This window comes from Streptomyces caatingaensis (genome assembly GCF_001187435.1).
Lineage (GTDB): Bacteria > Actinomycetota > Actinomycetes > Streptomycetales > Streptomycetaceae > Streptomyces > Streptomyces caatingaensis.
Genome location: NZ_LFXA01000017.1, coordinates 86,226 through 100,316, shown reverse-complemented (window position 1 = coordinate 100,316; position 14,091 = coordinate 86,226). Strand labels below are relative to the sequence as shown.

At 72.4% G+C, this 14,091-nt stretch carries 16 protein-coding genes; 7 read left to right on the top strand and 9 right to left on the bottom strand.

What is annotated here, in order from left to right; genetic code table 11:
• Window positions 1–35: 35 nt before the first annotated feature.
• Window positions 36–956, bottom strand: coding sequence for an NADP-dependent oxidoreductase (locus tag AC230_RS22835; RefSeq protein WP_049718220.1), 921 nt, complete (start codon window positions 954–956; stop codon window positions 36–38).
• A gap of 23 nt (window positions 957–979) precedes the next feature.
• Window positions 980–2,485 (bottom strand): MFS transporter, encoded by a 1,506-nt coding sequence (locus AC230_RS22830; protein WP_049718219.1) that lies wholly within the window; start codon window positions 2,483–2,485, stop codon window positions 980–982.
• Window positions 2,486–2,633: 148 nt separating this feature from the next.
• Here AC230_RS22830 and AC230_RS22825 point away from each other — a divergent pair, with 148 nt between their 5' ends.
• Both AC230_RS22825 and AC230_RS22820 read left to right on the top strand, forming a co-directional pair.
• Entirely contained in the window at window positions 2,634–3,068 is a 435-nt protein-coding gene (locus AC230_RS22825) for a MarR family winged helix-turn-helix transcriptional regulator (RefSeq protein WP_049718218.1), read from the top strand.
• A 62-nt stretch (window positions 3,069–3,130) separates the two neighbouring features.
• On the top strand, window positions 3,131–4,084 hold the full coding sequence (locus AC230_RS22820; protein WP_049718217.1) for an MBL fold metallo-hydrolase: 954 nt from the start codon (window positions 3,131–3,133) through the stop codon (window positions 4,082–4,084).
• Between the two features lie 177 nt (window positions 4,085–4,261).
• Here the strand turns inward: AC230_RS22820 and AC230_RS22815 are convergent, their stop codons facing one another.
• A complete protein-coding gene (locus AC230_RS22815; protein ID WP_078871507.1) occupies window positions 4,262–4,969 on the bottom strand; it encodes a TetR/AcrR family transcriptional regulator in 708 nt (235 codons plus the stop codon).
• Between the two features lie 71 nt (window positions 4,970–5,040).
• Here AC230_RS22815 and AC230_RS22810 point away from each other — a divergent pair, with 71 nt between their 5' ends.
• Entirely contained in the window at window positions 5,041–6,333 is a 1,293-nt protein-coding gene (locus tag AC230_RS22810) for a hypothetical protein (RefSeq protein WP_049718215.1), read from the top strand.
• A 134-nt stretch (window positions 6,334–6,467) separates the two neighbouring features.
• Window positions 6,468–7,079, top strand: coding sequence for a Rossmann-fold NAD(P)-binding domain-containing protein (locus AC230_RS22805; RefSeq protein WP_049718214.1), 612 nt, complete (start codon window positions 6,468–6,470; stop codon window positions 7,077–7,079).
• Window positions 7,080–7,125: 46 nt separating this feature from the next.
• Here the strand turns inward: AC230_RS22805 and AC230_RS22800 are convergent, their stop codons facing one another.
• Entirely contained in the window at window positions 7,126–7,758 is a 633-nt protein-coding gene (locus AC230_RS22800) for a TetR/AcrR family transcriptional regulator (protein ID WP_049718213.1), read from the bottom strand.
• Between the two features lie 118 nt (window positions 7,759–7,876).
• On the opposite strand from AC230_RS22800, the gene AC230_RS22795 reads away from it, so the two are divergent.
• Window positions 7,877–8,404: a DUF2165 domain-containing protein gene (locus AC230_RS22795; RefSeq protein WP_049718212.1), complete on the top strand. Its 528-nt coding sequence runs from the start codon at window positions 7,877–7,879 to the stop codon at window positions 8,402–8,404.
• A gap of 182 nt (window positions 8,405–8,586) precedes the next feature.
• Here AC230_RS22795 and AC230_RS32720 read toward each other — a convergent pair whose 3' ends face one another.
• From AC230_RS32720 to AC230_RS34015, 3 genes are all read right to left on the bottom strand, one after another.
• Complete coding sequence (locus tag AC230_RS32720; protein ID WP_157868643.1) at window positions 8,587–8,727, bottom strand: hypothetical protein; 141 nt, start codon at window positions 8,725–8,727, stop codon at window positions 8,587–8,589.
• A gap of 1,177 nt (window positions 8,728–9,904) precedes the next feature.
• The gene (locus AC230_RS34400; protein ID WP_277816929.1) at window positions 9,905–10,030 is read right to left on the bottom strand and encodes a hypothetical protein; all 126 of its coding nucleotides are present in this window, start codon (window positions 10,028–10,030) and stop codon (window positions 9,905–9,907) included.
• A gap of 177 nt (window positions 10,031–10,207) precedes the next feature.
• Entirely contained in the window at window positions 10,208–10,519 is a 312-nt protein-coding gene (locus tag AC230_RS34015; RefSeq protein ID WP_241833349.1) for a hypothetical protein, read from the bottom strand.
• Between the two features lie 59 nt (window positions 10,520–10,578).
• Between AC230_RS34015 and AC230_RS22780 the strand changes: the two genes are divergently transcribed.
• Window positions 10,579–11,193: an NsdA family TPR-like regulatory protein gene (locus AC230_RS22780; RefSeq protein ID WP_241833348.1), complete on the top strand. Its 615-nt coding sequence runs from the start codon at window positions 10,579–10,581 to the stop codon at window positions 11,191–11,193.
• A 179-nt stretch (window positions 11,194–11,372) separates the two neighbouring features.
• Here the strand turns inward: AC230_RS22780 and AC230_RS34010 are convergent, their stop codons facing one another.
• The gene (locus tag AC230_RS34010; RefSeq protein ID WP_241833347.1) at window positions 11,373–11,921 is read right to left on the bottom strand and encodes a hypothetical protein; all 549 of its coding nucleotides are present in this window, start codon (window positions 11,919–11,921) and stop codon (window positions 11,373–11,375) included.
• Window positions 11,922–11,937: 16 nt separating this feature from the next.
• Window positions 11,938–12,231, bottom strand: coding sequence for a hypothetical protein (locus AC230_RS34005; protein ID WP_241833346.1), 294 nt, complete (start codon window positions 12,229–12,231; stop codon window positions 11,938–11,940).
• 508 nt (window positions 12,232–12,739) lie between these two features.
• Between AC230_RS34005 and hmgA the strand changes: the two genes are divergently transcribed.
• The gene (hmgA, locus tag AC230_RS22765; protein ID WP_049718208.1) at window positions 12,740–14,077 is read left to right on the top strand and encodes a homogentisate 1,2-dioxygenase; all 1,338 of its coding nucleotides are present in this window, start codon (window positions 12,740–12,742) and stop codon (window positions 14,075–14,077) included.
• Window positions 14,078–14,091: the final 14 nt, after the last annotated feature.

Here is a 14,091-nt window from a genome sequence, read left to right as displayed (position 1 = left end):
CGCGGGCCGCGCCCCCCGGCCCGGCCCGCGCACCCCTACGGGACGATGATGATCTTGCCCCGCGTGTGGCCCTCCGCGCTGCGCCGCTGCGCCTCCCCGGCCCGCTCCAGCGGGAACACCTCCGCCACCTCCACGCACAGCCGTCCCCGCTCCGCCAGGTGGGTCAGGGCGGTCAGATCGGCCGCGTCGGGGCGGACCCAGAGCAGCCGGCCGCCCAGTTCCGTGACCGAGGGGTCGGCGATCGAGACGAGGCGGGCGTCCGGCACGGTGAGGTGGGAGGACGTCGTGACGACACCGCCGCCGACGAGGTCGAGGACGACGTTCGCGCCCTCGGGGGCGAGCGCCCGGAAGCGGTCGACGAGCCCCTCCCCGTAGGTGATGGGCTCGGCCCCGAGCGAGCGCAGGTACGCGTGGTTGCGCTCGCTCGCCGTCCCGACCACCCGCGCCCCCGCGTTGCGCGCGAGCTGCACCGCCATCGAGCCGACCCCGCCCGCCGCGCCGTGCACGAGCACCGTCTCGCCGTGCCGCAGCCGGGCCGCCCGGAGCGCCTGGTAGGCGGTGAGGCCGGCCAGCGGGAGCCCGGCGGCCTGCTCGAAGGTGAGGTTGCGCGGCTTGCGGGCCAGCGTCCGCACCGGCGCGGCGACGTACTCGGCGTACGTCCCCCGGGAGAGGAAGTCCTCCCGGACGTACCCGATGACCTCGTCCCCGACGGCCAGCTCGGGCGTGTCCGCACCGAGCCGCTCGACGGTGCCGGCCACGTCCCAGCCGGGGACGACGGGGAAGACCGGGGCGATCATCCCGTCCAGATAGCCCGCCTGGGCCTTCCAGTCCACCGGGTTGACTGCCGCCGCCCGGACCCTGACCAGCACGGAGTCCGGGCCGACCGGGGGCTCGGGGACCTCTCCGTACTCCAGGACCTCGGGCCCGCCGTAGGCGCGGTAGCTGACAGCCTTCATGTTGACGCTCCTCGGTCTCGTGTTCAGCGCGTGGCGCCTGCGGTTTCAGCGTCCGACGCCGGGGCGGAGCCCGCCACCCCAGCGGGGCGCGGGGCGTGCGCACCGCGCAGTCCCGGCCAGGCGACCAGCGAGACGAGCAGGAAGGCGGTGCCGGCGATGACGAAGGTCAGGGTGAACTGGCTCTCGGCGGGCAGCGCGGGCGCGCCCGGCGGCAGGTGCCCGACGCTCTTCGAGGCGAGCACGGTGGTGATCATCGCGCTGCCGATGGCGCTGCCGGTGGAGCGGGAGATGGAGTTGATGCCGTTGGCTATGCCCGTCTGGTGCGGCGGGACGCTGGTGACGATGACGGCGGGCATGGCCGCGTAGCCGAAGCTGATGCCGGCGCCGACGCACATCCCGGCGGCGATCACGGAGACGGTGTGCCCGTGGTCGAGGGCGATCCAGACGAAGCCGGCGGTGCCGATCAGGGAGGCGATCAGCAGGACCGGGCGCGGGCCGTGGTGCCGCACCAGTTTGCCGCCGACGGGCGCGGCCAGCAGCGAGACGATCGTGCTGGGCAGCAGGTACTCGACGGAGGCGCGCAGGACGGTCGCGTCGAAGCCGTAGCCGGCGACCGCCGACGGCATCTGCACCAGGTAGGAGACGCCGATGAAGAGGGCGAAGGAGCCGAAGCCGACGAGCAGCCCGGCGAGGTTGGCGAAGAGCACCGGCCGGTGGGCGAACATCCGCATGTCGACGAGCGGTTCGCGCACCTTCCGCTCGACCAGGACCCAGACGACGGCCGTGACCACGGCGCCGGCGAAGCAGCCCAGGGTGCGGCCGGAGCCCCAGCCCCACTCGTGTCCCTGGGTGACGGGCAGCAGGAGCAGCACGAGGGTGGCGGCCAGGGCGAGGGCGCCGAGGACGTCGGTGCGGCCGCCGGTGGTCTCGCGGGTGGCGGGGACGAGGGCGGCGACGGCGACCAGGGCGAGCGCGGCCAGCCCGGTGGCCAGCCAGAAGGCGCTGCGGTAGTCGGGGTCGTCGCCGGAGGTGAGCAGGCCGGTGGCGACGAGCGCCAGGCCGCTGCCGAAGGCGAGGGTGCCGCTGACCATGGCCATGGCGCCGGGCAGCCGGGCGGGGCGGATCTCCTCGCGGAGGACGGAGAGCGCCAGCGGGAAGATCGCCGTGGCGGCGCCCTGGAGCACCCGGCCGACGATCAGCCAGAGCAGGGAGTGGGTCACGGCGGCCAGGACGGACCCGGCGACCATCACGACGAGGACGCCGACGAGCGTCTTCTTCTTGCCGTGCTGGTCGCCGAAGCGGCCGAGCAGCGGGGTGAAGACGGCGGCGGACAGCAGGGTCGCGGTGGTGACCCAGCTGACGTTCGCCGAGGAGGTCCCCAGGTCGTGCTGGATGAGACCGAGGATCGGGACGACCAGGGTCTGCATCATCGAGACCACCATCGCCGCGAGGCTCAGGGCGAAGACGATCAGGGTCTCGTTTCTCGGCGGGGCCGGCCTTCTCGGCGGGGCCGACGCGGACGGGGACATGGGGGGTTCCTCCGGGTGGGTACCGAATGCTTCAGGAGCTGAATGCTTGATGTCTTCAAGCACCGACGACCGGGCAAAGCTAGACCCGATACTTGAGGTAGTCAAGTTAATGGTTTAGGGGTTCAAGCTCTTGAGTAGACTGGGCCGCATGACCGCCCCGACCTCCCCGACCAAGGAGCGGCTCCTCGAACTGGTGGCGGCCCTCGGCACCGCCCAGTGGCAGGACTTCTCCGCCTCCGCCGCGCGGCACGGCCTCACCGGCGTCCAGGCCAAGCTGCTCGCGCACCTCAAGGGCCCCGTCCCCATGCGCGGCCTCGCCACCCTGCTGGTGTGCGACGCCTCCAACGTCACTGGCATCGTCGACCGGCTGGAGGCCCGGGGCCTGGTGCGCCGCGAGCCCGACCCGTCCGACCGCCGGGTCAAGAACGTCGTCGCCACGGACGAGGGGCGCGAGACCATCCGCCGGGTCAGGGCCGGGATGCACGCCACGCACACCGCGCTGGACGCGCTCGACGCCGAGCAGCGGACCGCGCTCTACGCGCTGCTGGAGCGGCTGCGGGACGGGCTGCGGCCCGGCTCCTGAACGCCCCTCAGCCGGGCATGCCCGTATTCTGACGGCCTGTCCGGCGACGAGGAGAGGCGCAGATGGCGAGCAGTACCCACACGTCCCCGACCCCCGAGGCCGTGTCCGGCCCCTCGGCGGTCCCCGAGCCCTACACCGTGCCGCTCGCGCCCGGCGTGACCGCGTACGTCCAGCCGGACGGCGGCTGGTGCCTGAACAACGCCGGGTTCGTCACCGACGGGGACCGGACGCTGCTGATCGACACCGCGCCGACCGTGCGGCGCGCCGAGCTCCTGCGCGACGCGATCGCGGGGAGCGGGGCCCCGGCGCCGTCCCTCGTCGTCAACACCCACCACCACGGCGACCACACGTACGGCAACGGCGTGTTCGCCGCGCTCGGGGCGACCGTCGTCGGCCACGCCGGCTGCCGCGAGCAGACGCTGGCCGTCGGCCACCAACTGCACGCGATCTGGCCGTGGGTGGAGTACGGCGACGTGCGCATCACCCCCGCGACGCTCACGTACACCGACTCCCTCACGCTGCACCTCGGCGACACGGAGGTGCGGCTCTTCCACCCCGGGCCCGCGCACACGGTCGGCGACACCGTCGTCTGGCTGCCGCGGCAGCGCATCGTCTTCACCGGCGACCTCGTCTTCAACGGGGGTACCCCCTTCATCCCCTTCGGGTCGCTGAGCGGGTCGCTGCGGGCGCTGGAGCTGCTGCGGGGGCTGGACGCGTCGGTGGTCGTGCCGGGGCACGGGCCCGTCACCGACCCCGGCGTCTTCGACACGGTCGAGCGGTACCTGCGGTACGTCTCGGAACTGGCCGCCGCGGGGCGGGCGGCGGGCCGCACCCCGCTGGAGGTGGCCCGGGACGCCGACCTCGGCGAGTTCGCCGGGCTCAAGGAGAGCGAGCGGCTGGTGGGCAATCTGCACCGGGCGTACGCGGATCTGGACGGCTCGCCGCTGGATCTTCCCGCCGTCCTGCGGGACATGGCGGAGATGAACGGGGGGCGTCCGCTGTCCTGCCATGCGTAGGGGGCGGTGGCCCGGGTTGTGCTCCCCGCCTCGCCCTTTCACCGTTTCTGCGCGGCTACGCCGCGGTTTTGTCCTCAAACGCCGGACGGGCCGGTTCAGCCCGTCCGGCGTTTGAGGACACCCCGCGCGGCAGAGCGGTGGGAAACGGTGAAAGGGCGGGGCGGGGAGCAAAACCCCCTACGGACGCAACGCCCGCAGCAGCAAATCCGCCAGATGCTCCCCGACCTCCCGCGGCGTCAGCGCCCCGTCCGGCCGGTACCAACTGCTCAGATGGTGCAGCGACCCGAAGTGGTAGTCGACCACGAGATCCGCGGGGGTGGCCCCGCTGAACACCCCCTCCCGCTGCCCCTCCTCGATCAGCGCGCGGAAGCGCTCGTGATACCGCCGCCGTTCGGCCCGCACCTGCCGGTACTTCTCGGGCCCCAGCCGGTGCATGCTCTGGAAGAAGATCTTCGTGTCGTCGAGGTTCTCGATCGTCGTCACCGCGACGTCCACCGCCGCCGCCCGTAACCGCTCCGCCACCGGCGCCGAGGACGCGGCCACCGCGTCGAGGCGCTCCTGCTGCACGCGCAGCACCCGCGCGTAGATCTCGTGCAGGAGATCGTCCTTCGAGCCGAAGTAGTGGTACAGCGCCCCCTTCGTGACCCCGGCCGCCTCGACGATCTCCTGGACGGAGGTCCGGTCGTAGCCCTGGTCCGCGAAGAGCCGGGTCGCGGCGGCCAGCAGCCGCCGCGGCACCGGCCGGCCGCCGGAAGCGGTCCTCGCGTCTCTCCTCGTCGGCCCCACTGAACCCCACCCCTCCTCGACTGCGGTGCCGCGCCGGGCACGCGGCGTCCCCCGGAGGATCTTGCCACTCGCACACCTGCCCGTCGCACGCGATACCATCCCGCGCCGCTCTGGACAGCACCCGGCACCGGCAGGACCATGCGCTCCACACCGGAGGGGCAGGAGACGCCATGGCGGGCATCAGCGTGCGGCCGTACTGGGAACTGACCTTCGACAAGAACGGGCGCGCCGACCGGCGGGAACTGGACGCGCTGCTCCGGGGCGCCGCCGACGAACACCTCACCGACCTGGTCGTCTTCGCCCACGGCTGGAACAACACGCGCTCGACGGCCACCCGGCTGTACGACGCCTTCTTCGCCACGTTCCCGGCCCAAGAGCGCCTCGGGTACTGCGGGATCGTCTGGCCCTCCATGCGGTTCACGGACGAGGACGTGCCCGGCTGGCTCCCCGTCGCGCCCGCCGCCGGCCGGCCGGGGCTGCCGCCCGGCACCCGGGAGGCGCTGACGCTCGCCTTCCCCGGGCGGGACGCGGTCGTCGGCCGCCTCGCCGAACTGGCCGAGCGGCAACCGGCGGACCGGGCGCGGCTGGAGGAGTTCACGGGGCTGGTGCGCACGCTGGTCAGCCCGCGCCCCCGGGAGGCCGACCGCTCCGGGGCGGAGGACGGGGCCTGGGTGCGGGACACCGACTCGGAGCCCATGGTCCCGGTGATGTTCACCCAGAGCGCGGTGGAGGTCTGCGACGCGTTCGCCACCGCGCTGGAGTCCCTCGCCCCACCCGCCCCCGGCCTGTTCGGCGGTGTGCTCAAGCATGTCTGGCGGGGTGCGCTGGAACTGCTGCGTCAGGGCACGTACTGGGAGATGAAGCGCCGGGCCGGTGTGGTGGGCCGGCAGGGACTCGGCCCGGCGCTGGGCGAACTGGCCGGGCGGGCACCGGAGTTGAAGGTGCACCTGTCGGGGCACAGCTTCGGCGCCCGGCTCGTCTCGTTCGCGCCCGGCGGACTCCCCGACGGCGTCCGCGTCCAGTCGCTCACTCTGCTCCAAGGCGCCTTCTCGCACTACGCGTTCACCCCCCGGCTGCCGTTCGCGCCCGGCCGCTCCGGCGTGCTGCGCGACGCGCCGGAGCGGATCGCCGGCACCGTGGCCTGCTGCTGGTCCCGGCACGACACGGCGCTCGGCACGCTCTACCCGCTGGCCTCCCGGCTGGCGGGGGACGCGGAATCGCTGCTGGGACTGGACGAGTCCCGGTGGGGCGCCATGGGCCACGACGGGATGCGCGCCGTGCCCGGCTGCGCGGCGCTCTCCCTCGCCGACGCCCTGGCGGGCGCCCTCCCGGCGTCCGGCTGCGCGAACGTCGACGCAGGGGAGGTCGTGCGGCGCGGCGGCCCGCCCGCCGGGGCGCACAGCGACATCTGCCACGCGGAGCTGGCGCGGGTCGTACTGATGGCCGGACGGGGCATGCGTTAGCGGGGCGCGTCCTCCCCGGCGACGACGGAGAGGGCTCGCGCCGTCCGGAGGGATCCGATTCGCGCCGCGATACGTCCCTTCCGTGTTTGGCCGTCGTTTCTCGTCCGAGTCCGCACCGCCGGAGGTGGGATGCAGTGGCAGGTTTCAGAGCTCTCGCACGAGAGGTACGCAATCCGGGGAACACGATCGCTCTGCGACGGACCTCTTTGCGCAAGTGCCTCGAACGCTTCGCCCCGTACGGCCACCGGGCCACGTGGCAACACCTGTGCGCCCAGGCGGGCTTCGCTCCCGACGACCGCTCCCCCGACCCCGCCCGGCTGGTCCGGGCCCTGGCGGAGCTGGAGGAGGCCCGTGAGGTCTGGCTGGCCTACGAGGCCGAGTTCGCCGGCCGGCGCCGCCGGGAGAAGCACGACGGGATCCGCCAGCCCGGGGCGGTGGACGAGTGGCACCGCAACACCTGGGGCGGCTGTGACATCGTTCCCTGCGCGACGCCCGCCCTGGCACCGCGGGCCCGCCTCGCGGACGTGCTGCGCCGGGTGATCACGGCCATGGAGTCGGCGCCCGGGGACCACTGCCCCGTCTGCGCCCAGGACCACATCGAATGGCGCACCGACCTGGAGCGCTACCCGCTGGAGGGGCCGGTCTGCACCGACTGCGGCATCGTCGTGCCGGTCGCCGTCCTGACCCCCGCGGCGCTGTCCGCGGCCCGGCGGTACGCGTGCGAGCCGCGGTACGCGGCCGTGTGAGGCGGCGGTCCCGCGGCGGCCGCGCGCCGCGGGACCGTCACGACCGTCACGCTCCGCCCCCGTGCCCCACCATGCGCAGCGCCAGCCCCGCGTACAGGTCGCCGACCTCCTCCGGGGTGCGCTTGCCGTCCTCGCGGAACCAGCGCGCCACGTCCACGCACAGCGACAGCAGGGCGAGGCTGGTGCCCGGCACGTCGGGGACGTCGAACTCGCCCGCCGCGACGCCGTCCTCCACGATCGCGCGCACCGCCGCGTCCGTCTCCCGGCGCGTGCCGACGATCTCCGCGTGGTGCTCCTCGGCCAGCGCCCCCAGTTCGTACTGCACGACGCGGGCCGTGGTGTGGTGCTCCGCGTGCCAGCGCACGAAGGCCCGCACCGCGTCCGCCAGGCGCTCCGCCGCGCTGCCGGCGCCGTCGCGGGCCCGGCCGATGATGTCGAGGGCGAGCCGGTGGCCCACGCCGCTGATGCGGTAGAGGAGTTCCTCCTTGGTGCGGTAGTGGATGTAGAGGGCGGCGGGGCTCATCCCGGCCCGGCCGGCGATGTCCCGCGTGGTGGTGGCGTGGTAGCCGCGCTCGGCGAACGCCTCGACCGCGGCGGCGAGCAGCCGCCGGGCCGCGTCGGGGGTGACGTCCGCCCACTCCTCGGCCCGCTCCCCGCCCCGCCCGGCCTCCGCGTCCATCCGTTCCCCTCCCCTTCCGGCCCCGGTGGGGCCCCCTCGGCAGGACGAACACCCTACCGAGCGCGTACACGGCGGCGCGGCCGGGCATGCTGCGGGAACGACCTGGGAGGGGGCGCGGATGCGTGTGCCGGAGCGGGTGTGGCGGCTGGGCGGGCTGCCGGTGGCGGCGACGGTGCTGACGGGGACGGTGGCGGTGTACACGCTGCTGGTCGTCTTCGGCAACGTGACCGACTTCGGTACGAACCGGGAGTTCGTCCGTCATGTCCTCGCGATGGACACGACGTTCGGGGACGAGGACCTCATGTGGCGGGCCGTCACGGTCCGTTCGCTCCAGGACCTCGCCTACGTCCTCATCATCGCCTGGGAGGCGGCGACGGCCGCCGTCCTGACCCTCGCCACCCTGCGGTGGCTGACCTCCCTGCGCTCGTCCCGGCGGCGCGGCACCGGCTACGAACGCGCCCGCCGCACCGCGTCGTTGGGCCTCGTGATGTTCCTGCTGCTCTTCGGGCTCGGCTTCATCGCGATCGGCGGGGAGTGGTTCGCGATGTGGCAGTCGTCGCGGTGGAACGGGCTGGGGGCGGCGGAGCGGGATGTCGTTCTGGGTGGGTTGGCTCTGGTGGTGGTGCATCTGCCGTTCCCCGACTGACGCCGTCGCGCCCGGCGCGGTTTCCCCTCCCCGCCCCGCCCTCGAGTGCCAACACGACGGCTCCAGCGCCGAGCCACGTCTTGGTCTTCTGCTGCATGGTCCCTCCCCTGGTGGCTGCCCCCCGTGGTGATCTCTGCTTGCTACCACGCGGGGGTGGGAGTCCGACAGACCCCGGTATGCGCTCAGTCGCCGTTGCGGGCCCAGTAGCCGAGCAGCCACCACCCGGCCGCTTCCAGCGTCGGAACGAGCGCGGAATCGGTGCTCGCGCGCGGGGAGGGGCCGGGGCCGACGACCCAGCCGGTACCGTCGTGCGGCTCTTCCACCCAGCCGTGTGCAAGGTCGATCGGGGGTGCGTCCCGGGGCCACAGGCGTCCAGCCCATGGAACGGCGGTCCATCACTACGGCGTACGGTCCTGTGGGAGACCTCTCGGGCTTCGGCCCTGCTCGGGCCCCTCCACGGCTTCTGCCAGACGGACATACGGACGGGAACGGTGACGAACTCTGGATCTGCCGTGGCGGTGGTGCGGTGCTCGCCGTGGGCGGGCAGAAGCAGCCGGAGCGCCCAGCCGAGGACGCGAAGGACACTTGGTCGCGGCCCCGGTCTGCTGACTGCCGACACCATCGGGCACCGACCGGCGTCGGAGGCCTGTGAGTACAGGCCGGGCCACAGGTGACTGAGGGCCCCGGTTTGTGTCCCAGAGCCCTCTTCCTTTCACTCCTTACCTATTTGGTACGGGACTTGTCTGCGCCGGACAGACGGCTGAGCCAGGCAGGCTGCCTGCGGGGCTCACGGTTGTCCGACTCGGCTTTGTTGCAGGCCGGGCACGGATGCACCAGGCGCGTCCCGTTCTGTAGCTGTTCGTTGATGTACCCCACGTTGAAACACTTGCTGCACATGGCTACCTCCGCCGCCTAGCTGTGTTCAATACGCCCGGTCCCACCGCAGTCGGTGCACTGGTGGGTCAGGCCTTCGGCGTCGGTCACGTACCCGGATCCGGTACAGGTCGTGCACGGCGTTGAACCCATGGCGTCTCCCCTTCTGCGGGCTACTCACTTGTATCCCCGGCCGGCCGTCTGTGCCCAACGGGCCCCGCCCGGCCGGTGCGGTAGCGACCCCGCAGCCGGCCGGGCCTCTGCCACCCGCCCCGATCAGCCGTACAGGGCCCAAGGCCACCGATAGAAGCGGGGGTTAAGCCTGCCTCCCCGCCCGTTGAGGGGTGAGCGGAGAGGCAAGGGTCCAGGGAGCGCGGCGCACCAACATCCACTCGTCGCCCTCGGCGTCCATGACCGTGTCACCGGATCGCACCGCGTACCCGGGGATGGGAGCCGGTTCGATCCCGTGGGCCTCACACAGATGATCCGCAAGGCCGTACCGTCCCGCTGTGGCCGTCGAGGCTGCCCCGCGGAAGAGCGCCGTCGTGATCATCTCGGCATAGGCCCGGCAGGTGTTGCAGCCCTGGACGAGTGGAGGGAGAGTGACGAGCCTCATCGACGCCTCCGCTACCGGCGCACCGTGCCGTGCACGGCGAGCCACAAGACGGCCGCTCCCACTGCGGCGACCAGGACGACGACGAGCCTCAGAGCGACGGTCCATCGGATGCGCTGATCGCTCGTTCCGGTGGTCACCAGACCCCCGGGTGCCGGTTGTGGTGGTGCTTGACGTACGCGTCCGCGCACTTGTCGGCTGACGCACTGTCGCCCCGCTTCCGAGCGGTGCGCCGCGGTAGGTGTGCAGCACGGTGTCCGACGAGCGGGTGACCCCGGTCAGCGGGCGGGGGTACTGGTAGGTGGGACGCAGGTTGGTCATCGGCGTTCCCGCACGATGCCGCTGTACCGGTTGCCGACGAACGTGGGGCGCGACTGCCCCGCACCCGACTCCCGCCTTTCGCTGGCGGTGGCCAGGCGCAACTTGCGGGGGTCCGCTTCCCGCTCCCTTCCCCCGCGCGGGGGCCGGAGCTGAACGTTCGGCCCCTCATGCCCCATCACGACGCCGCCCCCGCCCCGGTCGGAGCGCTCATCCACAACAAGCGTGCCGTTCGGGGGTCCCTCCCTCGTGGCTTCGTCTGCGTCTCGATGCGGGCACTGTGGACGCCTTGGCGGGGGTGCTTGCCGCATATCGACGGCTGGATGACACGGTCAAGCCTCAGTCTGTGATCCCTGCGACCCTGGCGCAGATGAAGGAGGTCACCCGCCTGCTCAAGGGAGCACGTGGACCCCACCGTGACCGTCTCGCGGAAGTCGCCTCGGAGTTCGTCCAGTTCGGTGGGTGGTTGCTCGCCCAGGCGCGGCAGGACTCGAAAGCGGTGCAACTCCTCAACAGTGCCGTTGAGTTGGCTGACGAAGCAGGGAACGGCACGCTGGCTGCCCAGGCGCTCAACTTCAAGGGGTACCTCGCACGCCAGCAGGGGCGCCCACGAGGCATGGCCCGCTGGTTCTCCGCTGCCGCCTACACGCCTGGCGCCCATCCCGCTCAGCGCCTCGGAGACATGCTCCAGGCGGCTGCCGGCCTGGCAGAACTGGGGGAGAGGGACGACGCCCTTCGCATGGTCGAGGCCGCGGAGGGGTTGGTGGATACGGCTGCGGCGCTGCCGCCGCCGGAAACGGCCTACTGGCTGACGCCTGAGTTCAACCGCCTGAACATGGGCCTGGCAAACCTGGGGCTCGCGCGGTATTCGGATGCCGTGGACCACATCACGGCAGGGCTTGCGGGGCTACCGGCCGAGCTGCGAGAGGCTCCGTGGACTTGGGAGCACCGCGATGCGCTGAAGAGGGCAACTGCGGCACGGTGAAGGATCGGCCTGGCCCTCAAACCGGTACACGGATGAGGCCGCCGCACACCAGTCCCCGAGCAGAGCGCGCCGGGGTGGATTGCTCCTGGGCGTGGCAAAGCCCCGCTAACCCGGTATAGGGCTGACGAGCTCGTGCACAGGTGGCCGTGGCGCGTCGTCGGTCGAGTCGCGCCTTGTGATCAAACTGTTCGTGCCAACGGCCTGGTGGCGCTTTGCCGGTGAGAGACCACGGCTGCGACGGCTTGCATGGTTTCCGGCAGGGTTTCGCGGTGACCGTGGTGGCGGGCGAGGGTGCGCCAGTCTTTCAGGTGGGCAATACCGTGCTCGACGCGGATCCGCCGGGACGAGTGCGCGTGCTTCTCCCGGGCGTGCATCTCCTCGTACCAAGGCGGCGGGTCCTTGCGAAACTTGCGGTGCGGCCGGGTGACGACCCGCCCGCCGCATGAGCATCGCGCCGGAGTCCCGCCGACGGGGCCGGGCCGTCCGCCGCCCCGCCACCGGAGCGGCATCCTGTGCATGGCGGACTGTGCACCGATCACGCGTTCTTTGATACTGGTGGATTCCACCTCGGCCGCGAACGCGAGCATCGTCAGTTGAAGCTGCGACATGGGGTCGAGCGGGTTGCGGAAGTCGAAGATCATCCGTGCGCCGTTGCCGATCCCCTCGGCGAACACGATCACCTTGCAGTGTTGCTTGGCCCACTTGCCCGGCTCGTGCATGTCGTCCATGGACCGGATGGCCCGGTCAAACCGTCACCACACCAAGGCGTCGAAGTACCGGGCAGGGACAGCCACATGCCGAGCTGCGGACGGCGAAGGGGGACAGCTTGGACGCGGACAGATCCAGGTCTACGACTTCCCGGAGGTCGTCTCCCGCGCCGAAGTCGATGTTGTAGAACGCGGCGGCCCGGTCACATGCTTCGCGCTGCCGCTCCGGGCTGGTGGTCTCGTCGGTCAGGACGGACAGCCGGATACAGCGCCCCCCCCGCAGGGTCTCGTTGAAGACGGTCCCTGCGAGGGGGGTAGTGTTGTTCTCCATGCTCCCCGTGCGGAGCGAACCTTGCCTAGCGCCCTTGACCTGCGTCGATACCGCCACCAAAGATCACTCCAGATGTACCGGTCTGGAGATTCGGGAAGCGCGGTTGCGAGGTCCGGGGCGCAGCCCCGAAGAGGGGGCCAGGGGGCGCAACCTCGCAGGGGTCCAGGGGGCGAAGCCCCCGGTGGGGTGCAGGGGCGAAGCCCCGGTGCGGGGGGGGGCGCAGCGCGATCCCCCGCCCCTCGCGCGGCAGCGCGGTCCAGCCACCGCGCCCAGCGCGGCCCCCGCAGGGCAAGGGGCGCAGCACCACAACGGGGCGCAGGGGGCGAAGCCCCCGCCGCCTGCGCGCAGCGCAGTGGGCCCCGCCGCCCCGGGCCGAGGGGCGGAGCCCCGGGAGAAACGGTGAAAGGGCGGGGCGGGGAGAAAAAAGAGCCGCCGCACGACATTGACGCACCGCACCCCCAAATCCTACGGTCACCCATAGGATTCCTCCGGCACGTGGGAGCACTCAATGCCCGGCACGGACAACGACGAACAGGCCCGCAAGACGGCCGAAACCCTCACCTACCAGCCCGGCTTCGGCAACGAGCACAGCAGCGAAGCCACCCCCGGCGCCCTCCCCCAAGGGCGCAACTCCCCGCAGCGCGCCCCCCTGGGGCTCTACGCGGAGCAGCTCAGCGGCACGGCCTTCACCGAACCCCGGCACACCAACCGCAGGTCGTGGCTGTACCGGATCCGCCCGTCCGCCGCCCACCCCCCGTTCACCCGGGTCGACAACGGCGGCCTCCGCGGCGCCCCCTTCACCGAGACCGTCCCCGACCCCAACCGGCTGCGCTGGAACCCGCTCCCCGAGCCCCCGGCCGGGACCGACTTCCTCGCGGGGCTGTGGACGCTGGGCGGCAACGGCGACGCGACGCAGCGCACCGGCATGGCGATCCACCTCTACGCCGCCAACTCCTCCATGACGGACCGGGTGTTCAGCGACGCCGACGGAGAGCTGCTGATAGTCCCCGAGCGCGGCGGCCTCCTGCTGCGCACCGAGTTCGGGCTGCTGCGCGCCGAGCCGGGGCACGTGGCCCTGATCCCGCGCGGCATACGCTTCCGCGTCGAGCTCCTCGACGCCACGGCCCGCGGCTACGTCTGCGAGAACTACGGGCGGCCCTTCGTCCTGCCCGACCTGGGCCCCATCGGCGCCAACGGCCTGGCGAACGCACGGGACTTCCTCGCGCCGGTGGCCGCGTACGAGGACCGCGAGGGCCCGGTCCAGGTGGTCAACAAGTTCTGCGGCAACCTGTGGGCCGCGACGTACGACCACTCTCCCCTCGACGTCGTCGCGTGGCACGGCAACCACGTCCCGTACGTCTACGACCTGCGCCGGTTCAACGTCCTGGGGACGATCAGCTACGACCACCCGGACCCGTCGATCTTCACGGTGCTGACCTCGCCGTCCGACACCCCGGGCCTGGCCGGCGTGGACTTCGTGGTCTTCGCGCCGCGCTGGCTGGTGGGCGAGGACACCTTCCGCCCGCCGTACTTCCACCGGAACGTGATGAGCGAGTACATGGGCCTGATCGAGGGCGCCTACGACGCGAAGACGGCCGGGGAGGGGGGTTTCGTCCCCGGCGGCGGCTCGCTGCACAACATGATGTCCGCGCACGGGCCGGACCGGGAGACGTTCGACCGGGCGAGCGCCGCCGAGCTGCGGCCGCAGAAGATCGACGACGGGCTGGCGTTCATGTTCGAGACCCGCTGGCCGGTGACGCTCACCGGGCAGGCCGCGGGTGCCGGGCACCTCCAGGCCGGATACGACGGCGTGTGGCAGGGTCTGGAGCGGCACTACCGCCCTTGACCACCCGCCCGTCG

Coding starts and splice junctions, on each gene's coding strand:
- hmgA (WP_049718208.1), top strand. CDS start 12,740: ATGCCCGGCACGGACAACGACGAACAGGCCCGCAAGACGGCCGAAACC.
- AC230_RS22800 (WP_049718213.1), bottom strand. CDS start 7,758: ATGGACGCGGAGGCCGGGCGGGGCGGGGAGCGGGCCGAGGAGTGGGCG.
- AC230_RS22780 (WP_241833348.1), top strand. CDS start 10,579: ATGAAGGAGGTCACCCGCCTGCTCAAGGGAGCACGTGGACCCCACCGT.
- AC230_RS34015 (WP_241833349.1), bottom strand. CDS start 10,519: ATGCGGCAAGCACCCCCGCCAAGGCGTCCACAGTGCCCGCATCGAGAC.
- AC230_RS22830 (WP_049718219.1), bottom strand. CDS start 2,485: ATGTCCCCGTCCGCGTCGGCCCCGCCGAGAAGGCCGGCCCCGCCGAGA.
- AC230_RS22820 (WP_049718217.1), top strand. CDS start 3,131: ATGGCGAGCAGTACCCACACGTCCCCGACCCCCGAGGCCGTGTCCGGC.
- AC230_RS22815 (WP_078871507.1), bottom strand. CDS start 4,969: ATGGTATCGCGTGCGACGGGCAGGTGTGCGAGTGGCAAGATCCTCCGG.
- AC230_RS22835 (WP_049718220.1), bottom strand. CDS start 956: ATGAAGGCTGTCAGCTACCGCGCCTACGGCGGGCCCGAGGTCCTGGAG.
- AC230_RS22810 (WP_049718215.1), top strand. CDS start 5,041: ATGGCGGGCATCAGCGTGCGGCCGTACTGGGAACTGACCTTCGACAAG.
- AC230_RS34010 (WP_241833347.1), bottom strand. CDS start 11,921: ATGGACGACATGCACGAGCCGGGCAAGTGGGCCAAGCAACACTGCAAG.
- AC230_RS22795 (WP_049718212.1), top strand. CDS start 7,877: ATGCGTGTGCCGGAGCGGGTGTGGCGGCTGGGCGGGCTGCCGGTGGCG.
- AC230_RS22825 (WP_049718218.1), top strand. CDS start 2,634: ATGACCGCCCCGACCTCCCCGACCAAGGAGCGGCTCCTCGAACTGGTG.
- AC230_RS34005 (WP_241833346.1), bottom strand. CDS start 12,231: ATGGAGAACAACACTACCCCCCTCGCAGGGACCGTCTTCAACGAGACC.